This is a genomic window from Streptomyces caniscabiei (assembly GCF_014930365.1).
Lineage (GTDB): Bacteria > Actinomycetota > Actinomycetes > Streptomycetales > Streptomycetaceae > Streptomyces > Streptomyces caniscabiei.
The window spans coordinates 443,577-462,687 of sequence record NZ_JABXWI010000007.1; the positions used below are offsets into that span (position 1 = coordinate 443,577).

The 19,111-nt window shown below is 71.5% G+C and carries 15 protein-coding genes; 10 read left to right on the plus strand and 5 right to left on the minus strand.

From position 1 onward, the window contains the following. Positions 1–324: 324 nt before the first annotated feature. On the plus strand, positions 325–1,011 hold the full coding sequence (locus HW837_RS21950) for an RNA polymerase sigma factor (protein WP_045562906.1): 687 nt from the start codon (positions 325–327) through the stop codon (positions 1,009–1,011). Beyond that, positions 1,011–2,285, plus strand: a complete 1,275-nt coding sequence (locus tag HW837_RS21955; protein WP_045562905.1) for a hypothetical protein — start codon at positions 1,011–1,013, stop codon at positions 2,283–2,285. The genes HW837_RS21950 and HW837_RS21955 overlap by 1 nt, the downstream gene beginning before the upstream one ends. A gap of 294 nt (positions 2,286–2,579) precedes the next feature. Here the strand turns inward: HW837_RS21955 and HW837_RS21960 are convergent, their stop codons facing one another. Further along, positions 2,580–3,497: a L,D-transpeptidase family protein gene (locus tag HW837_RS21960; RefSeq protein WP_193380582.1), complete on the minus strand. Its 918-nt coding sequence runs from the start codon at positions 3,495–3,497 to the stop codon at positions 2,580–2,582. 126 nt (positions 3,498–3,623) lie between these two features. Between HW837_RS21960 and HW837_RS21965 the strand changes: the two genes are divergently transcribed. Together HW837_RS21965 and leuE are read left to right on the plus strand one after the other, a co-directional pair. Beyond that, the gene (locus HW837_RS21965; RefSeq protein ID WP_045562904.1) at positions 3,624–5,204 is read left to right on the plus strand and encodes an acyl-CoA mutase large subunit family protein; all 1,581 of its coding nucleotides are present in this window, start codon (positions 3,624–3,626) and stop codon (positions 5,202–5,204) included. Positions 5,205–5,333: 129 nt separating this feature from the next. Further along, positions 5,334–5,987, plus strand: coding sequence for a leucine efflux protein LeuE (gene leuE, locus HW837_RS21970; protein WP_045562903.1), 654 nt, complete (start codon positions 5,334–5,336; stop codon positions 5,985–5,987). Here the strand turns inward: leuE and HW837_RS21975 are convergent. From HW837_RS21975 to HW837_RS21990, 4 genes are all read right to left on the minus strand, one after another. Continuing rightward, positions 5,967–6,899 (minus strand): class I SAM-dependent methyltransferase, encoded by a 933-nt coding sequence (locus HW837_RS21975; RefSeq protein ID WP_193380593.1) that lies wholly within the window; start codon positions 6,897–6,899, stop codon positions 5,967–5,969. The two genes, leuE and HW837_RS21975, sit on opposite strands and share 21 nt — an antisense overlap. 177 nt (positions 6,900–7,076) lie before the next feature. Then, the gene (locus tag HW837_RS21980) at positions 7,077–8,240 is read right to left on the minus strand and encodes an acyltransferase family protein (protein ID WP_196789444.1); all 1,164 of its coding nucleotides are present in this window, start codon (positions 8,238–8,240) and stop codon (positions 7,077–7,079) included. A gap of 15 nt (positions 8,241–8,255) precedes the next feature. Next, positions 8,256–9,590, minus strand: a complete 1,335-nt coding sequence (locus tag HW837_RS21985; protein ID WP_045562901.1) for an alpha-2,8-polysialyltransferase family protein — start codon at positions 9,588–9,590, stop codon at positions 8,256–8,258. Then, entirely contained in the window at positions 9,587–10,564 is a 978-nt protein-coding gene (locus tag HW837_RS21990) for a glycosyltransferase family 2 protein (protein ID WP_045562900.1), read from the minus strand. Before HW837_RS21990 ends, HW837_RS21985 begins: the two co-directional genes overlap by 4 nt. Before the next feature lie 198 nt (positions 10,565–10,762). Between HW837_RS21990 and HW837_RS21995 the strand changes: the two genes are divergently transcribed. The 6 genes from HW837_RS21995 to HW837_RS22020 all read left to right on the plus strand — a co-directional run bounded on the left by HW837_RS21995 (position 10,763) and on the right by HW837_RS22020 (position 18,791). Beyond that, positions 10,763–12,079, plus strand: a complete 1,317-nt coding sequence (locus HW837_RS21995; RefSeq protein WP_193380583.1) for a DUF6716 putative glycosyltransferase — start codon at positions 10,763–10,765, stop codon at positions 12,077–12,079. A gap of 41 nt (positions 12,080–12,120) precedes the next feature. Beyond that, complete coding sequence (locus HW837_RS22000; RefSeq protein ID WP_193382493.1) at positions 12,121–13,584, plus strand: N-acylneuraminate cytidylyltransferase; 1,464 nt, start codon at positions 12,121–12,123, stop codon at positions 13,582–13,584. A gap of 15 nt (positions 13,585–13,599) precedes the next feature. Then, complete coding sequence (locus HW837_RS22005) at positions 13,600–14,538, plus strand: N-acetylneuraminate synthase family protein (protein ID WP_045562897.1); 939 nt, start codon at positions 13,600–13,602, stop codon at positions 14,536–14,538. Positions 14,539–14,594: 56 nt separating this feature from the next. After that, positions 14,595–15,701, plus strand: coding sequence for a hypothetical protein (locus tag HW837_RS22010; RefSeq protein ID WP_093790389.1), 1,107 nt, complete (start codon positions 14,595–14,597; stop codon positions 15,699–15,701). A gap of 470 nt (positions 15,702–16,171) precedes the next feature. Then, positions 16,172–17,425 carry an amidohydrolase gene (locus HW837_RS22015; protein WP_045562895.1) on the plus strand — a complete coding sequence of 418 codons (1,254 nt, stop codon included), beginning with the start codon at positions 16,172–16,174 and terminating at the stop codon, positions 17,423–17,425. A gap of 310 nt (positions 17,426–17,735) precedes the next feature. Continuing rightward, positions 17,736–18,791 (plus strand): BMP family lipoprotein, encoded by a 1,056-nt coding sequence (locus HW837_RS22020; protein ID WP_159040991.1) that lies wholly within the window; start codon positions 17,736–17,738, stop codon positions 18,789–18,791. Positions 18,792–19,111: the final 320 nt, after the last annotated feature.

A 19,111-nucleotide genomic window follows, 5' to 3' on the forward strand; every position in this document is an offset into this window, starting at 1 on the left:
GGCAACGGTCGGGGCCGCCACCCCCCACAGGAGAGGCCCCGACCGTCGCGCGGCACGGGCCGCGCGGCGACCCGTACTACCTACAGCGCCGCGTCCCCGTTTTCTGTCACACCTCGCCGCATCACGAGTTAGTTGCATGTTCTACGGACATGGACGCCCAGCGGTTTCAGGCCGTAACGTGCCATTCGCGCCGGATCGTGGATGGCGGAAGACGACCACAACCATCGACGGCCCGGCACCGCACGATTCATTGAGGACCACGAGAGCGAGAAACCCGGTCCGCGAGAGCGGCGCCGGTCGAGGCGCAAAGAGGGGCGCGCGCGGGTGCTGGGGGACGACGCGGAGCTGACCGCCGCGGTGCTTGCGGCACAGGACGGGGACGAGACCGCGTTCCGGACTGTGTACCGCTCGGTGCACCCACGGTTGCTCGGGTACGTGCGGACGCTGGTCGGCGATCCGGACGCGGAGGACGTCACCTCCGAGTCCTGGCTCCAGATAGCCCGCGACCTGGAGCGGTTCAGCGGTGACGCCGACCGGTTCCGCGGCTGGGCCGCGCGGATCGCCCGCAACCGGGCCCTCGACCACATACGGATGCGGGGACGCAGGCCCGCGATAGGCGGCGACGAGACCGAGCTGACCGGCAGGGCCGCCGAGTCCGACACGGCCGGCGAGGCGATGGAGGCCCTGGCCACCGGCCACACGCTCTCGCTCATCGCCCAGCTGCCGCAGGACCAGGCGGAGGCGGTGGTCCTGCGGGTCGTGGTCGGCCTCGACGCGAAGACCGCCGCCGAGGCCCTGGGCAAGCGCGCGGGAGCCGTACGGACGGCCGCGCACCGGGGTCTGAAGCGGCTCGCCGAACTGATCGGGGAGAATCCGGAGACGGCCGGCGAGGCCGACCCGGAGACCGGCGATCCGCTGGACGCCGTGCCCCCACCGAGAGAGCCGCGTGCGCGCGCGGCTTCGTCCGCCGGTGTGACGCATATGCGTTCGCGGACGCAGAAGGATGTGTGATGGCCGACGAGCAGTACAGGTGGCTCAACCGCGACGCCGCGGAGCGGCTGCTGCGCGGGGAGCCGCTCGAAGCCGTCGACGCCGACACCCGTGACCGTGCCGCCCGGCTCGCCGAGGCGCTCGGCGCGCTGACCGCCGAGGTCGCCCCGCAGTCCTCGGGGAGCGCCGAACTCCCCGGCGAGGAAGCCGCGTTGGCCGCCTTCCGCAGCGCGCGCACAGCCCGTACGCCCGGCGCGGCCCCCGCGGCCGCCGCCCCCTCCGCGTTCTCGCCCGACGGCGGGCGGGCCGCCGAGACCGGCCGTGGCGGCCGTACGCACACCGCGGCCGCGCCCGCCGCCGACGCGGGACTCGTCCACCTCGGACGGCCCGGGCGGCCGGGCGCCGGGTCGGACGGACGCCGGGCCCGCTGGGGCCGGCCCGTACGGTTCGGGCTGGTCGCGGCGGTGGCCGCCGGGATGCTCGGCGGGGTCACGGTGGCGGTCGGCGGGGGCGCGCTGACCGCGTTCCACGGCGACCGGCCGGAGCCCTCCCCCACCGTCACCACCGGCGGGTCCCCGGACCGGCCGCTGCTGTCGCCGTCACCGGACCCGCAGGACGGCGACGGCCGCAGGCGGGCGTGGGGCGACATGCGACCCGAGGAGACCCCGGACGGCTCCGCCCGGGGCGACGACCCCTCCGGCGAGGGCACCGGCGGCACCGACGAGGACGGGCGGACCGGCGACGGCGGGAAGAACGACGCCTCCGCCCAGGAGTGGTGGAACAAGGTCCTCTCCGCCTGCCGTGACGTACGCGACGGCAAGGAGCTGGGGGCCGACCGTCGGCGCGACCTGGAGGACGCGGCGGGCGGCAAGGGCAAGGGACAGCTGAAGCGGTACTGCGAGGGCGTCCTGGCCGGTGGCTCCGACAACCCCGGCACGAAGAGGCGGCCGGGCGGGGGCACCGGGGCGGGCGGGGGCAGCGGGGCCGGGGCCGGTGCGTCGGACTCCGGTGACGCCGCCGGCTCGGCCGGCGGCGGCGAAGGCAAGCCGCGTTCCGGCAGTGACCCCGACGAGGACGACGACTCCCACCCCGGCAAGGGCCGCAACGGCAACGGCACCGGCGGCGGTGCCGGCGCGGGCAAGAACCGCCCCGGGCACGGCAAGGGTCACGGCACCAAGGGCACCCAGGGCGGCAAGGGGAACAAGGCCGGCAAGGGCAACGGGGGCTACGGCCACCGGAGTCAGCTCGCCGCGGCGCCGCGGATCGACCTCGCCACCCGCGTCATCCCCTCCTGACCTGCGCTTTCTCGGCTGTTACGAATTCTTTCGCGGAACGGGTAACACTTTTGGCCGCCCCGGCGCAGTAATGAGTGAGCCGACTGGTCATCGGCCGTCGCACAGAGCCGGGGTTCCCCCCGTACCTACGGCTCGTGCACCTCGGCGCGGGCGGGACACGTTCCCCCGGTCCCGCCCGCGCCCCATTCCCCCGTGGTCCCCCGTGACCCCGTACTCAGGCTGACGCGGCGGACACCCTCCCGCTATGCCTCATGTGACGCACGTCACGAAATCCTGTGGGGCGCCCCTCGTGCCTCACCAGTACACGACGACCTTGTCGCCGTTCCTGACCTGCTCGAACAGCCGTGCGATCGCCGCCTTGTCCCGGACATTGACGCAGCCGTGCGAGGCCCCGTAGTACCCACGGGCCGCGAAGTCGGCGGAGTAGTGGACCGCCTGGCCGCCGCTGAAGAACATCGCGTACGGCATCGGGGTGTCGTACAGGGTCGACCAGTGGTCGCGGGACTTGAAGTAGACGCTGAAGAGCCCCTCCCGGGTCGGCGTGTACTCCGAGCCGAACCGCACCTCGACCGTCGTCAGCGTCCGGCCGTCCACCATCCAGCGCAGGGTGCGGCTCGTCTTGCTGATGCACAGCACCCGGCCCGTCAGGCAGCGCGGATCGGGTGACGCGGCCGGCTGCCCGCCGTACGCGTACAGGTCCCACTTGCCGGGCTCCCGCGTCATGTTCAGCAGCCGCGCCCAGGTCACGCTGTCCGTCCTGCCGGTCCGGGGCAGCCCCCGCTTGCCCTGGAAACCCTTGACCGCCTGGACCGTCTGGTCGTCGTACGTCCCCGTCGGCCCCGTGAAGAGCCATGCGATCTGCCGCAGCCGCGCCTGCAACTCGCGTACGTCGAGGCCCTCGTCGCCCTGGGACCAGAGCACCCGGGGCGGGGGCGAGGGCCTGGGGGCGGGTGGGGGTGTGGGGGAGGGCGGCGCGGTCGTCGGGGCCCGCTCGGGCGCACCCTTCCCGTCGCCGTCGTTCCCGCCCGCGGCCCGGTCGCCGCCGTCGACGCCGTCGTCCTGCTTCGGGGTGCCGTCCGGCGTGCTGCTCCCGTCGATGCGCACGGGCTGGCGCTGGCCGCCGTGCACCTCGATCCCCTGGGCCGTGCAGGCGCCGGCCATGGCGAGTGCCGCGATCGCGGCCACCGATCTCCGCATGTCCTTGATACGCATCGGGGTCCCCGTCGTCTCATGATCGCCGCGTCCGGTCGCTCTCCCGAACAGGTTGCCCGGACGTGACCCTTCGCGAACAAACGGGCATGGTGGTGAGTCGAGAGCCGAGCAGGACGGAGGCACACCATGGCGCGCGAGTCGGAGTCCGGGCTGCCCATCGAGCCGGTGTACGGGCCGGAGGTGCTGGAGGGCTGGGATCCGGCGGAGCGGCTGGGGGAGCCGGGGGAGTATCCGTTCACGCGCGGTGTGTACCGGTCGATGTACACGGGGCGCCCGTGGACGATGCGGCAGTACGCGGGTTTCGGTACGGCGGTGGAGTCCAACGCCCGCTACCGGCAGCTGATCGCGAACGGCACGACGGGGTTGTCGGTGGCGTTCGACCTTCCCACCCAGATGGGCCATGACTCCGACGCCCCGATCGCGCACGGTGAGGTCGGCAAGGTGGGCGTGGCGATCGACTCGGTCGACGACATGCGGGTGCTGTTCGACGGCATTCCGCTGGACAAGGTCTCCACGTCGATGACGATCAACGCCCCGGCGGCCGTGCTCCTGCTGCTGTACCAGCTGGTGGCCGAGGAGCAGGGAGTCGGCGCGGAGAAGCTGACCGGCACGATCCAGAACGATGTGCTGAAGGAGTACATCGCGCGCGGGACGTACATCTTCCCGCCCAAGCCCTCGCTGCGGCTGATCGCGGACATCTTCCGGTACTGCGGGGCCGAGATCCCGAAGTGGAACACGATCTCGATCTCCGGGTACCACATGGCGGAGGCGGGGGCCTCGCCGGCGCAGGAGATCGCGTTCACGCTGGCCGACGGGATCGAGTACGTGCGCACGGCGGTCGCGGCCGGGATGGACGTGGACGACTTCGCGCCCCGGCTGTCGTTCTTCTTCGTCGCCCGGACGACGGTGCTGGAGGAGGTGGCCAAGTTCCGTGCGGCGCGCCGGATCTGGGCGCGGGTGATGCGCGAGGAGTTCGGGGCGGAGAACCCCAAGTCGCTGATGCTGCGTTTCCACACGCAGACGGCCGGGGTGCAGCTGACGGCGCAGCAGCCCGAGGTGAACCTGGTGCGGGTGGCGGTGCAGGGGCTGGCGGCGGTGCTGGGCGGGACCCAGTCGCTGCACACCAACTCCTTCGACGAGGCGATCGCCCTGCCGACCGACAAGAGCGCCCGCCTCGCCCTGCGGACGCAGCAGGTGCTGGCGTACGAGACGGATGTGACGGCGACGGTCGACCCGTTCGCCGGTTCCTACGTCGTGGAGAAGATGACGGACGACGTGGAGGCGGCCGCGGTCGGGCTGATGCGGAAGGTGGAAGACCTGGGCGGCGCGGTGGCGGCCATCGAACTCGGGTTCCAGAAGGGCGAGATCGAGCGCAGCGCGTATCGCATCGCCCAGGAGACCGACTCCGGTGAACGGGTCGTGGTCGGCGTCAACCGGTTCCAGCTCGACGAGGAGGAGCCCTACGAGCCGCTCCGCGTCGACCCGGCCATCGAGGCCCAGCAGGCACAGCGACTGGCCCGGCTGCGAGCGGAACGCGACCGGGCGGCGGTGGACACCGCCCTCGCCGCCCTGAAGAAGGCCGCCGAGGGCACGGACAACGTTCTGTACCCGATGCGCGAGGCGCTGAAGGCACGGGCCACCGTCGGCGAGGTCTGCAACGCCCTCCGCGAGGTCTGGGGCACCTACGTCCCCAGCGACGCCTTCTGATCGCTCGCGCTCGAACCGCGGTCGACTGTGATCGGCCGCGGGTCGCCCTCCCTCGTCTTTCTGCCGCCTTTTCGTCTGCCTTCCTACGGGCATGTCGGGATGTCGGACCCCCGTGCGACACTCCTTTGCATGTTCGGTGTCATCGACCTCCCCACCTATCTGGCGGGCCTCGTCCTGATCGTGCTCCTGCCCGGGCCCAACTCCCTCTACGTGCTGTCCGTGGCCGCCCGGCGCGGCATACGGACCGGGTACCGGGCCGCCGCCGGCGTGTGGGTCGGGGACACCGTGCTGATGACGTTGTCGGCGGCGGGGGTGGCCTCGCTGTTGCAGGCCAACGCCGTGCTGTTCGGGATCGTGAAGTACGCGGGCGCCGGCTATCTGTCGTGGCTGGCGCTCGGGATGCTGCGGGCCGCGTGGGGGATGTGGCGCAGCCGCCGGGAGCGGGTCGTGGAGGGGCCGGGCGAGGAGATCGCCGAGGGCGAGCGGCCGTTCCGGCGAGCCGTGGTGATCAGTCTGCTGAACCCGAAGGCGATCCTGTTCTTCGTCGCCTTCTTCGTGCAGTTCGTGGACCCGGGGTACGCCTACCCGGCGCTCTCCTTCGTGGTCCTCGGTGCCTTCGCCCAGCTCGCCAGCTTCCTCTACCTGAGCGCGCTGATATTCAGCGGCACCAGGCTGGCCGCCACGTTCCGCCGCCGCAGGCGGCTGTCGGCGGGGGCCACCTCGGCGGCGGGGGCCCTGTTCCTCGGGTTCGCGGTCAAGCTGTCACTGGCGAGCGGCGCGTAGGCGGACTGCCCTCCTGACCGCTCGCGTCACCACCGGGGGCAGCAGGTCCACGGCCAGCCTGCGGGCCGTGCCGCGGGGCGGGCGCCGCCGGGCCGGGGTCGGGGGCGTCGTCGCGGCGGGGGCCGGCGGGGCGGGGGTCGGCGGCTCGGTCCAGTGGCGGGACTTCGGGAAGGCCGGGGCCTTCATGCCCTTGGACTTGAGGCGCAGGATGCGGTGCCCCGCGGCCCGCTGGTCGCTGAGGTGGCAGTCGTCCCGGTCCGCCGCCATGCCGAGCAGCGCCTCCTGGAGCGGCTCGGGGTCGTCCCAGGTGCCGTACAGCTTCTGCGTGCTGAGACAGACGGGGTTGAGGCCCCGGTTGAGGACGGCCTCCCACGCGGCGATGGAGACGCCGGGCGTGTGCTCCGAGCGGAAGTCGTCGAGGACCACCAGCCCGCCGGGGAGGAGTATGTCCCGGGCGGCGGTGATGTCGGCTTCGACGTGCTCGTACAGATGCGAGGCGTCGATGTGCACGAACCGGCACGAGCGCGGCTTCACCTCGCCCGGGACGATCGAGCTGGGGCCCTGGAGGACCCGGGGCAGCTCGTCGTGGAAGGAGAGGTAGTTCGCCTCGAAGGCCCGACGGGTGAGCGTGCTGCGGTACGACTTGGTGGCCTCCGCCGCGTTGGCGTCGTCCGGCGCGTCGCTCTCGAAGAGGTCGCAGACCGTGTAGGCCTCGCCCTCCTGGAGATGCCGGCCGAGGAAGATGGCGCTCTTGCCCATGTAGACGCCGACCTCCAGGAGATCGCCCCTCTCGCCCGCGGCCTCCTGGCGGTCCAGGAACCAGTCGAAGAGGAGTTGGTCGAGCACCGGGAACCAGCCGGGGACGTCGTCGAGTTCCCGGGGGAGTCGGATCGTGCCGTGTTCTGAGGTCATGTCAGAGGTCATGAGGACGGAAGACCTTCTTGCGTCGACGAGGCGAACAGGCGAACGGGCCAGGAACCTATGAGATGCCTTTGGCCCGGTCAAGGATGCTGCGGAGCCTCTCCGCGGAGGGGTTTTCGAATCCTCGGGTCGCATGAACAGTGGGCCAATTCCAGGTTCCGGGACCGTTCAGCGGCGGCGTCCACCGAGTGACGCCCGCAGCAGAGGCTGCAACGGACGTTCGACCCACCGGTGCAGCAGCCAGGCGAGCCCCAGCATCAGCGCCACGGTGAGCGCGACGGTCAGGGCCGACGGCACGCCCAGCCTCTGATGCAGTACCTGGACCACCGGCCACCCCAGGTGCTCGTGCACGAGGTAGAAGGGGTACGTCAGGGCCCCCGCGGTGGTCAGCCAGGGCCAGTTGACGCGGCTGAGCAGGCCCAGGGCCACGGCGCCCACGGCCACGAAGCCGACGGTGACGGCGAGGACGATGCCGAGCTGGGAGCGGTAGGAGAAGAAGTCGGGGTTCGGGGCGTGCCACATCGCCTCGACCGTCTGGTACTGGCTCAGCAGCAGACTGAAGACGACGATCAGCCAGGCGGCGGTGTCCCGGCGGTCCCGGTGCACCAGATACAGGCCCATGCCCCCGATGAACAGGGACGCGTACTCCGGCATCAGGACCATGTCCAGCAGCGGTTCCCCCGAGCCCTGCGCGATGACCGAGGCCAGGGTCCAGCCGCCGCAGAACCAGATCACCCGTCTGCGGGTCACCCCGGGCAGCACCACGCACAGCGCGAACAGGACGTAGAAGCGGACCTCCGCCCACAGCGTCCAGCACACGCCGAGGACACGGTCCGCGCCGAGCGGCATCTGGAGCATCGTGAGGTTCACCAGGAACTCACTGACCGACACCCGCGCGAAGGCGATCCCCGGCAGCGCGAACACCGCCGCCACCAGGATCACCGCCGCCCAGTACGCCGGCAGCAGCCGGGACGCCCGGGAGGCGAAGAACGCCTGCACCGAACGGCCCCAGGCGCTGGCGCAGATCACGAACCCGCTGATCACGAAGAAGGCCTGCACACCGGCCCAGCCGTAGGCGAGCCAGCTGTGGGCGGTGGGGAACTGCACGGAGGGCGACGCCCCCCAGGCCTTCGCGATCTCCCCGTCCCGCCCGCCGTAGTGATAGGCGGCGACAGCGAGAGCGGCTATCAGCCGCAGCCCGTCGAGCGCGTAGAGCCGGGGCGCCGATCGACGGTCGCCCGCTGCAGCGCCCCGAAAGGGGCGCGGGGAACTGCGTGACCAGCCCCCACCGACCTGCTGCCGAGAGACGGCCCGTTCATCGATATTGGTCAAAGAAGGCACCCGGGCTCACCCCAGAGTCGCGCGCTTGAGCGACCGAGCCCGCCGGGCGACCCTGCGCACCGTCGCGTTACGCGGAATGAACGCGAGCTGCACCGGAATCCCACCGGGCAACCCGAGCGAGGTCAGCCGCCGCCGCTTGAAGTACCGCAGGGTGTGCGTGCGCAGATGCCGTGTCAGATACGCCTCTGTCTCCGCCCGCAGCGACGGATAGATCTTCGGCTGCATCGCGAACCCCACCGCCCGGACCAGGCCGACGAGGTCGGACACCTCGATGCCCGGCCGCTGCGAGGCGACCGCCGCCGCGTCCCCCAGCTCCGGCAGCAGCGCGTCCACGATCGTGACGGGCACCCGGTTGCTGTTCTCGTACGGGGCGAGCCGGTCCAGCAGCGTGCCCGTGCCGACGCGGGCGACCGGGAGGCCGTACAGCGCGGAGGCGGTGAGCAGGGCCGTCGAGAAGCAGCCGACGACCAGGGCCGGACGCATCCGCTGGTAGAGCACCTCGGCGAGCACCGGCGTGTCCAGCACGGTCAGGTCGGCGCCGAGCCGCTCCGCCTCCTTCTCCAGACCGCGCGACCAGCGGGCCGGGGCACTGGGGTGCGGCTTGAACACGACCTGGGTGTGTCCGCGCGCCACGGCACCCTTCAGCATCCGTACGTGGAGTGCCTCCTCCTCCTCGGCGGTGAGGATGCCGAGCGCGGAGAGGTACTGGCCGAGCAGCAGCGCCGGCTCCTCGATCGCGGGCAGCTCGTCACCGGTGTCGACGAGTTCGGCCAGCACCTTGACGAAGGCGTCCGTCGGCACGATCTCCGGCTCGACGCCGAACTCGGTGAGCAGCAGCGGCTCGAGACCCGGGACGAGGTCCAGGTGGAGCAGTCGGTCGATGCGGGTGCCGACCAGCGGGTCGATCTTGTTGCGGGTGGGGCCGTAGCTCATCAGCCCGTCGGCGTACACCGTCACGGGCGCGCCGGTGAAGATCTGGGCGAAGCCGAGCGCCGGGTGGACCTGGATGGACTCCACGGCCAGTTCGACGTCGTCGTCGCCGAGGTTCCACAGCAGCCGCAGATGCCGCTCCCACAGCGGGACGTCGTCCATGCGCGGGGACCAACCGCCGGGGTGGAAGGGGGAGATGGTCTCGTTCCAGGAGATCACCTCGTCGAAGCGGGAGCGCAGCCGCTCGAAGCCGGGCATCTCGTCCGGGCCGGGGGCCGTCTCCGGGGTCGCCGCATTGTTGGAGACCAGCAGGATGCGCCGGGAGGCGGGGCGGAAGCACTCGGTGTCCAGGGCGGCGGCCAGCGTGGCCGCGCCGTACAGCGTGGACGCCATGAAGATCTGCGTGGTCATGCGGCGGCCCCCGTCGCGGCGGGACGGCGGCGCAGCCGGCGCAGCCGGGTGGCGCGCTGGACGTCCATGGAGTCGAGGGCGTCGTCGAGCACGTCCTGCGGCATTCCGCGCAGCGCGACCGCGCTCATCGACTTCAGTTTCCGTGCCACCGCCGGCTCGAACCTTTCGATGGATCCCAAATGGTGGGAGATGATCGCGCAGTAGGTGCGCACGGCCTTGGGGAGAAGTCGGTCCGCGTCCCGGTCCTGCGCGGTCTCCGCGATGACCTGGTCGAATGCGCGAATGAAATCGAGCTGTCGTACGTCGCCGATCTGGGTCAGCGAAGAAGCCACACCGCGCCGGTAGAAGACGCCCAGCAGCCCCACCGTGGCGAAGGATTCGGCCTCCCGGTGGAGCTTCCAGATCCACGGCCGGTCCTCGGCCGTGCGCAGCCCGTGGGTGAAGTGCAGCACCCCCTTGTCGACCAGCCGGCGGTGGTAGATGCCCGCCCAGGCGAACGCGTAGTCGACGGAGGTCGAGCGGTCGGCGGGCAGGATCGCGTCGCGCGGGTTCATCACCACGCCTCGCCGCCCGTTGGGCACCCGGTGGATCGAGCGGGCCCGCGCGGTGCACTGGACATGGTCCGTGCGCACGAAGTCGCAGCCCAAGTCCTCGATGGCGCCGAGCAGTCGAGGGTAGTAGCCGGGGGCGAGCCAGTCGTCCCCGTCGAGGAACGTCAGATACTCGCCGCGGGCCTTGTCGATGCCCGTGTTGCGCGCGGTCGCCAGTCCTCCGTTCTTCTCGTGTCTGACGTACACCGCCCCCGGCAGCTCGCGCTCCGCGCGCGCGAGAATGTCCGGTGTCTCGTCGCGAGAACAGTCGTCGACGAGAATGAATTCGAAGTCCTCACGAGCGTTGGCTCCGAGGCTCTTCAGGGTGTCGGGCGCGTATTGCTGCACGTTGTAGAACGGCACGATGACGGAGAGCTTGACCACCCCCGTGACGTTAGGCGGCCCTCCGGCATTCGTCTTGACCAGCTGCTTGATGTCAGGTGAACGACGCGTGGCGGAACCGTGAACCAGATGATTTCCGATGCCATTCGCTTCCCGATTCGCCGTTCGGCGATGTGCTGTTAACCCTTTGTTGCATTCGGGTTGGGCCGTTCAACGGAATCGCTTCCTAGCGTCTTCGATGTGCCAGCAAGTGCCAAGAACGACCTGCGAGTCGCCGTACTCGCGGATTCCGACACCCGGTGGAAATGGGGCGCGCTCACCGCGAACCGTCTCGCTCCGGAGGACGCGGACATCCGCCTGGACGGCTTCCTCCTGCGTGGCCGAGCCACCCCCACCGCCCGCCAGCTCCAGGAGGTCGGCGTCCGCCCCGACTCCCTGCGCGAGGTGACCGGCCTCGAGTTCCTGCGCGCCATGAAGGAGGCCGCGTACGACGTCGTCCTGCTCTCCCTCGTCGGCGGGGGCGTCCAGGCGATGCTGCACGGCCTGCGCCGGGCCTGGGCCGGACGCACCAAGCGGCCCGTGGTCGTCACCGGGTACGTCGGAGTCGTCTACGAGAAGCTCGCCGACGGTCTGCTGCTGCGGCACGGCGCGGACCTCGTCCTCGCCAACTCCCGCCAGGACGCGGACCGGTTCCGCGCCGTGTACGAGGGCGTGGGCGCCGACGCCTCCTCGGTCACCGAGGTCGCCCTGCCGTTCCTGGGCGGCAGCCCGCACACCGGCACCCGGGACCCTTACACCGTCGTCTTCGCCGTACAGCCGTCCGTCCCGGACCACCGCGGGGACCGCACCTACCTGCTGAACCGCCTGGTCCAGCACGCGAGGCTGCACCCGGACCGCCAGGTGCTGCTGAAGCTGCGCTCCCAGCCCGGCGAGCACACCACGCACATCGAGGAGCTGCCCTACCAGAAGCTGGCGGAGAAGCTGCCCGGCGGCCTGCCGGCCAACTTCCGCCTCGCGTACGGGAACATGGGCGAGGTCCTCGACACCACCGACCTGCTGGTCACCGTCAGCTCCACGGCCGCCCTGGAGTCGCTGCACCGCCGGATCCCCACCGTCGTCCTCACCGACCTCGGGATCCGCGAGACCCTCGGCAACCACCACTTCGTGGGCTCCGGCTGCCTCGCCTCCTGGGACCAGCTGGACGCCGGGTACGAGCCGGCGCCGGACCCCGAGTGGGTCGCCCGGCAGGGGGTCGTCGCCGACGGTACGTACGGCACCGCCTTCGACACGGCCCGCGCCCGCATCGCGAAGCTGGTCGCGGCGCCCGAACTGCCGCCCCTCGCGCCGTACTACACGCCCGTCACCGCGCCCGGCTACCTCCCCGGCATCCTCGCCCGCCACCACCTCGGCCCCGACGGCGCACCGCTGCCCGGGGCGCCCGCCGCCGACCGGCAGGCCGGACCCGTACGGCAGATCGTGCGCCGCGCGGCCCGCGGCGCGTACCGCCACGGAGTGCAGCGCGTGGCACCCGTCATCCGCCGGATGGGGGAGCTGTGAGCCGCCCCTCCGCCTCGCAAGAGCCGCAAGGAGTTCCCGACATGTCCCACCCGGAAGCGGGCCAGGCGCCTTCCGCCCGCCGCGTCCTCGCCGTGATCCCCGCGCGCGGCGGCTCCAAGGGCGTCCCCGCGAAGAACCTCGCCCCCGTCGGCGGCGTCCCGCTGGTGGCCCGCGCGGTCCGCGAGTGCCTCGCCGCCCGGCTGGTGACGGACGTCGTCGTCTCCACCGACGACCACGCCATCGCCGCCGCCGCCCGGGAGTCCGGCGCCGAGGTGGTGCTGCGCCCCGCCGCCATCGCCGGCGACACCGCCACCTCCGAGGCCGCCGTCCTGCACGCCCTGGACGCCCACGAGTCGCGGCACGGCGCCACGGTCGACGTCGTCCTCCTCGTCCAGTGCACCAGCCCGTTCATCCTCCGCGAGGACATCGACGGCGTCGCCCGCGCCGTCGTCGAGCACGGCGCCGACACGGCCCTGACCGTCGCCCCGTTCCACGGCTTCATCTGGCGGGACACGGCGGACGAGTTCGCCGGCGGTGATGCGAACGTCGAGACCTACGACGTGAACGGCGAACCGTACGGCGTCCCCGGGGCGGCACCGCTCGGCTCGGCGTCGCCCGGCTCGGCGACCGCACACGGCGAACCCGCGGGGGCCGACGGGCCCGCAGGTCCCGGCGCCTCGCGCCCGGCGGCCGGGCTCACCGGAGCCCCGGGTGCTCTGCCCGGCGACGTCCGCACCTCCCCCGGCCTCACCGCCGGAGGCTACGGCGTCAACCACGACAAGTCCTTCCGCCCCCGCCGCCAGGACCGCCCCCAGGACCTGCTGGAGACCGGCGCCGCCTACGCCATGGACGCGGCCGGCCTGCGCAAGCACCAGCACCGCTTCTTCGGCCGTACGGAACCCGTCCGCACCGACCCCGCCCGGGTCCTGGAGATCGACGACCCGCACGACCTCGCCCGCGCCCAGGCCCTCGCGCCGCTCTTCGACGCGAACCGGCCCGGCGCCCTCCCCGCCCACGACGACATCGACGCCGTGGTCCTCGACTTCGACGGCACCCAGACCGACGACCGGGTGCTGATCGACTCCGGCGGACGGGAGCTCGTCTCCGTGCACCGCGGCGACGGCCTCGGCATCGCGGCCCTCCGCAGGAGCGGCCTGCGGATGCTGATCCTGTCCTCGGAACAGAACCCGGTCGTCGCCGCCCGGGCCCGGAAGCTCAAGCTCCCGGTCCTCCACGGCATCGACCGGAAAGACCTCGCGCTGAAGCAGTGGTGCGAGGAGCAGGGCATCGCGCCGGAGCGCGTGCTCTACGTCGGCAACGACGTCAACGACCTCCCGTGCTTCGCCCTCGTGGGCTGGCCCGTGGCGGTCGGCAGCGCCCACGACGTCGTACGCGGCGCCGCACGCGCGGTCACCACCGTCCCCGGCGGTGAAGGCGCGATCCGGGAGATCGCCGGCTGGATCCTCGGTCCCTCTCTCGACTCTCTCGACCCCCTCGACAAGTAAGGAACTGGTCCCACCATGAGCACCAACTCCCGTCTGCGCACGTTCGGTTCGAAGACCGCCGGCCCGGGTCACCCCGTCTACGTCGTCGGTGAGATCGGCATCAACCACAACGGTGAGCTGGAGAACGCCTTCAAGCTGATCGACGCCGCCGCCGAAGCCGGCTGCGACGCCGTCAAGTTCCAGAAGCGCACCCCCGAGATCTGCACCCCCCGCGACCAGTGGGACATCGAGCGCGACACCCCCTGGGGCCGCATGACCTACATCGACTACCGCCACCGCGTGGAGTTCGGTGAGGACGAGTACCGCCAGATCGACGAGTACTCCAAGGAGAAGGGCATCGACTGGTTCGCCTCCCCGTGGGACACCGAGGCCGTCGCCTTCCTGGAGAAGTTCGACGTCCCCGCCCACAAGGTGGCCTCCGCCTCCCTGACCGACGACGAGCTGCTGCGCGCCCTGCGCGCCACCAACCGCACGGTCATCCTCTCCACCGGCATGTCGACCCCGAAGCAGATCCGCCACGCGGTCGAGGTCCTCGGCTCCGACAACATCCTGCTCTGCCACGCCACCTCGACGTACCCGGCGAAGGCGGAGGAGCTGAACCTCCGCGTCATCAACACCCTCCAGGCCGAGTACCCGAACGTCCCGATCGGCTACTCCGGCCACGAGACGGGCCTGCAGACCACCCTCGCCGCCGTCGCCCTCGGCGCCACCTTCGTCGAGCGCCACATCACCCTCGACCGCGCCATGTGGGGCTCCGACCAGGCCGCCTCCGTCGAGCCCCAGGGCCTGACCCGCCTGGTCCGCGACATCCGCACCATCGAGGCCTCCCTCGGCGACGGCGTCAAGAAGGTCTACGAGTCCGAGCTCGGCCCCATGAAGAAGCTGCGCCGTGTCACCGGCGTCGTCGCCGAGGCGGAGATCGCGGTGGCGGCGGGCGAGCCGGTCGGCGTCTGACCCACGGCCCCGGCCCTCAGCAGACCCGTACTCACGGAAGCGACGGACATACGTCGATGAGCCCCCGCACCGGAACCGCCGGCCCCCGCACTCTCGCCTTCGTCGAGAGCCCGGTACAGCTCCTGAACGTGCTGGAGTGGGCGCACACCCACGCCCTCGGCACCCCCGAGGACCCCGCCGCGGGGCCCTTCGGTTCCGGTGGCGCGGGGCTCACCGTGGTGGTCCTCTCGCCGAACGACCCCATGACCCGTGGCCAGCTGCGCCGGATGGCGGAGCTGGCCCGGGACGAGGGCCACGACGTGCGCTGGGAGGAGGCGCGCGGCGGCACCGCCGCCCCCTTCCGCACGATCGGCGGCCTCGCCCCGCTGCTGCGCGCCGCGAGCCGCATCGTCCTGGGCGACCCCTTCTCCCGGTACGTCCAGCTGCTGCTGACCATCACCCGGGCACCGGACGTGGTCGTCGTCGACGACGGCACCGCGACCATGGAGTTCGTCTCCCAGCTGGCCCGGGGCGAGCGCCTCGTGCGCTGGCACCGCAAGGGCGGCCGCCCCGGCCCCCGCGACCTGATCTTCGCCCCGGTCTCCGCCAAGGCCCGCAGGCGCCTCACCCCGGCCGCCGGCCGGCGCGTCGAGGTCTTCTCCTCCATGCCGATCGACGAGACCCCCGAGGGCGTCTTCGTCACCGCCAACGCCTTCGCCTGGACCCGCTCCCGCTTCGGCCCGCCCCGCATCACCAAGGGCGCCGACCTCGTGGGCACCTCCCTGGTGGAGACCGGAGTGGTGGACGGCGACCGCTATCTCGAAGCCGTCCGTTCCCTCGCGAAGGCCCACGGCGCCACCCGGTACTTCGCCCACCGCCGGGAGAGCGCCGAGAAACTCCACACCCTCGCCGCGGAGACCGGCCTGGAGATCGTCCGCCCCGACCTCCCCCTGGAACTCATCGCCCGCCGCGGCCCCATCGGCCGGACGATCCTGAGCTTCCCCTCGACGGTCGTCCACACCCTGCCCCTGGCCCTGGCCGGGACGGACGTGCGCGTCGCCGTCTGCGACATCGACCCCGGCTGGCTCACCGAGAACGCCTCCCCCCGCGCCCAGGGCTTCCTGTCCGGCGTCACGGGTACGGCCCGGGACGTCCACCGGCTGTCGTCGGTGGCCTCGGCCTGAGGACCGGCACGACCCCGCCGGGGCCGTGATCCCCGTCACCCTCGGCGCGCGTACACCACCCGGTCGATCTTCCGGTCGCGGACACTCCCGCACACCCGCACAACCGCAGGCCACCGCACCCGTTCCACCCGGTCGCAGCAGTGTTGCGGCCGCATGGTCGAACACACGACGTAGCCGACCGGTCGCGCGGTGGTGACGGTTCCGGCATCGTGGGACGACGGATACGTGGTAAGGGTGGAGTGTGGGAATCGTCCGGGCACCCCCGGACGTTTAGACGATGGGATTCGCGGGCAAACCCGGCGCTCCCGTCTCCGAGGGCCACCCGCACCGAAAGACGGACGGGTATACCCATCCCTGCCAATACGTATGCGTTGTGCGGCCGGAAAACTTCCCCTCACAGGCTGATTTTTTGTTGATCGAGGGTTGGAAGGCCGCCCGATCGCCCTACCCTTCAGAGGGTGAACCAACTGATGTCCCGAGAGTCCGAGGCCGATCTGCCAGGGGAAGCCGAAGCGTCGCTCCCCGGCACGTTGCCGGAAGCCCTGCGTGCCGAACTCGTCGCGTTCCGCCGCGACTTGCACATGCACCCGGAGCTCGGCAACCAGGAGTTCCGTACGACCGCCGCGATCAAGGCCCGCCTGGAGAAGGCAGGGCTCAGGCCGCGTGTGCTCGAGACCGGGACCGGACTCATCTGTGACATCGGCGACTGGAACGGCACCGACCACTCCGCGCTCGCCCTGCGCGCCGACATCGACGCCCTCCCCATCCCGGACACCAAGGTGGACTGCGACTACCGCTCCACCGTCCCGGACCGCGCCCACGCCTGCGGCCACGACGTGCACACCACCGTCGTCCTCGGCGCCGGCCTCGTCCTCGCCGACCTGCACCGCAAGGGGGAGCTGCCCCGCCCCGTCCGGCTGATCTTCCAGCCCGCCGAGGAGGTACTGCCCGGCGGCGCCGCGGACGTGATCAGGACCGGCTCCCTCGAAGGCGTCGGCCGCATCATCGCCGTGCACTGCGACCCCCGTGTCGACGCGGGCCGCATCGGCCTGCGCCACGGCCCCATCACCTCGGCCTGCGACCGGCTGGAACTCTCCCTGGACGGCCCGGGCGGCCACACAGCCCGCCCGCACCTCACCACCGACCTCGTCACCGCCGCCGCCCGCGTCGTCACCGACGTGCCGGCGCTGGTCGCCCGCCGCTTCGACGCCCGCGCCGGGCTGGTCGTGACCTGGGGCCGCATCGAGTCGGGCCACGCGCCGAACGTCATCCCGCAGCACGCCGAGCTCTCCGGCACCGTGCGCTGCCTGGACATCAACGCCTGGCGGCAGGCCCCCGACCTGATCCACGAGGCGGTCCAGGAGGTCGCGGTCATGCACCGGGCCAAGCCCGAGATCAACTACATCCGGGGCGTCCCGCCGGTCGTCAACGACGCGGTCGTCACCGAGCTGCTGCACGACTCGATGGTGGCCCGCCGCGGCGTGAAGTCCGTCGAGGACACCGAGCAGAGCCTCGGCGGCGAGGACTTCTCCTGGTACCTGGAGCACGTCCCCGGCGCCATGGCCCGCCTCGGCGTCCGCCGTCCGGGCGACCTCACCGTCCGCGACCTCCACCAGGGCGACTTCGACGCCGACGAGCACGCCATCACCGTGGGCGTCGAGCTCTTCACCGCCGCCGCCCTCCTCGACGCGCGCATGCGCGTCCTCGACGCGGCCGCCCGGTAACCCCTCCGGCCCCCTCGGCTTGCGCCCCGCCGACCCTCGCGGCAGCCTGGTGCGCGTGTCCGTACGAGCCCCGTACGGACCGCGCGCTTTCACGCTGAGATCACCCCAGGTACACGGATCGCGAGGGACGGCGAAGGCGCGGCGCCCGACACATCCCTTTCGATCCCCTGGTTCACGAGGGCGTAACGGCCACCGGCACGAATGGATAACGGCCAGTCGAAACCCCGTTCCCAGGAGTGTCTACGCGCGTTAATGTGCGCCGAACTGAGCACCCGGCTGCGGGGCTTTGGAGAAGATGGGGAACTTCAAGATGCGTCGGATTTCCAAACTGACCCGCGTCGCGGTGGGGGTCGCGTCGCTGGCGCTGGCCGCCACGGCCTGTGGTGGCACGAGCAGCGAGAGCGGCGGCGGCAGCGAGACCAGCAAGGCCGAAAAGGGCCTCGCGATCGCGTACGACATCGGTGGCAAGGGCGACCAGTCCTTCAACGACGCCGCCTTCGCGGGCCTGGAGAAGGCTCAGAAGGAGTTCGGTTACCAGACCGAGGACATCGAGCCGACCGAGGGCGAGACGGACGCCGACAAGCAGCAGCGTCTGGAGTCCCTGGCCAAGCAGGGCTACAACCCGGTCATCGGTGTCGGCTTCGCCTACGGGCCCGCGATGGAGGCCGCGTCCAAGCAGTTCCCGGACACCACCTTCGGCATCGTCGACTCGGTCGTCGAGGGCGACAACGTCGCGTCCCTCGTCTTCGCCGAGCAGGAGGCCTCGTACCTCGCCGGTGTCGCGGCCGCCAAGGCCACCAAGACGAACACCGTGGGCTTCGTGGGTGGCGTCGACATCCCGCTCATCCACAAGTTCGAGGCCGGCTACAAGCAGGGCGTCGAGGACACCAGCGGCGGCAAGGTCAAGGTTCTCTCGCAGTACCTGACCCAGACGGCCGAAGAGGGCGGCTTCTCCAGCCCCGACAAGGGCAAGGCCGCCGCCGAGGGCCAGATCGAGAAGAACGCCGACGTGCTCTACGCGGCCGCCGGCCTCTCCGGCCAGGGTGTCATCGAGGCCGCCGCCCAGGCCAAGGTGTGGGCGATCGGTGTCGACTCCGACCAGTACAAGCAGGGAGCCCTCGCGAAGTACAAGGACTTCATCCTGACCTCCGCCCTCAAGGACGTCGGCGGCGCGGTCTACGCCCTCGCCAAGTCCGTCGAGGACGGCAAGCCCCTCAAGGGTGTCCAGACCTTCGACCTGAAGGTCGACGGCGTGGGCCTCGCCGACTCCAACCCGAAGATGGCCGAGATCGCCGGCCTCACGGACGCGGTCGCCAAGGCCAAGGCGGGCATCATCGACGGCACGATCAAGGTGAAGACCGAGTAACGGTCTCAGTTCTGCAAGTGCTGACGGGCGGGGCGGGTGTACACGTACACCCGCCCCGCTCACTTGTCCCCGCCGGTCCGGACAGCGGGCCTCAGGGGCGCGGGGAACTGCGCGACCAGCCACAACGCACCCGCACCCGACACTCCACCCCCAACACCCCCACACCGCACCCGGACACCCTTGCGACACGGCCCCATAACAACGTGGTCCACCAGGCTTCACCCCAAGGGTCTACGCGCGTTACTCTGCGGCGAAAGCCATGAAGGCGCCGATGCTGTGAAGCACTACTGGTCAGTACTCTGATCCGTACCCTCCGGCGC

Excerpts from the sequence above, each read along its gene's own strand:
- HW837_RS21960 (WP_193380582.1), bottom strand. The coding sequence starts at position 3,497 with ATGCGTATCAAGGACATGCGGAGATCGGTGGCCGCGATCGCGGCACTC.
- HW837_RS21955 (WP_045562905.1), top strand. The coding sequence starts at position 1,011 with ATGGCCGACGAGCAGTACAGGTGGCTCAACCGCGACGCCGCGGAGCGG.
- HW837_RS21975 (WP_193380593.1), bottom strand. The coding sequence starts at position 6,899 with ATGACCTCAGAACACGGCACGATCCGACTCCCCCGGGAACTCGACGAC.
- HW837_RS22015 (WP_045562895.1), top strand. The coding sequence starts at position 16,172 with ATGTCCCGAGAGTCCGAGGCCGATCTGCCAGGGGAAGCCGAAGCGTCG.
- HW837_RS22005 (WP_045562897.1), top strand. The coding sequence starts at position 13,600 with ATGAGCACCAACTCCCGTCTGCGCACGTTCGGTTCGAAGACCGCCGGC.
- HW837_RS22010 (WP_093790389.1), top strand. The coding sequence starts at position 14,595 with ATGAGCCCCCGCACCGGAACCGCCGGCCCCCGCACTCTCGCCTTCGTC.
- HW837_RS21985 (WP_045562901.1), bottom strand. The coding sequence starts at position 9,590 with ATGACCACGCAGATCTTCATGGCGTCCACGCTGTACGGCGCGGCCACG.
- HW837_RS22020 (WP_159040991.1), top strand. The coding sequence starts at position 17,736 with ATGCGTCGGATTTCCAAACTGACCCGCGTCGCGGTGGGGGTCGCGTCG.
- leuE (WP_045562903.1), top strand. The coding sequence starts at position 5,334 with ATGTTCGGTGTCATCGACCTCCCCACCTATCTGGCGGGCCTCGTCCTG.
- HW837_RS21965 (WP_045562904.1), top strand. The coding sequence starts at position 3,624 with ATGGCGCGCGAGTCGGAGTCCGGGCTGCCCATCGAGCCGGTGTACGGG.
- HW837_RS22000 (WP_193382493.1), top strand. The coding sequence starts at position 12,121 with ATGTCCCACCCGGAAGCGGGCCAGGCGCCTTCCGCCCGCCGCGTCCTC.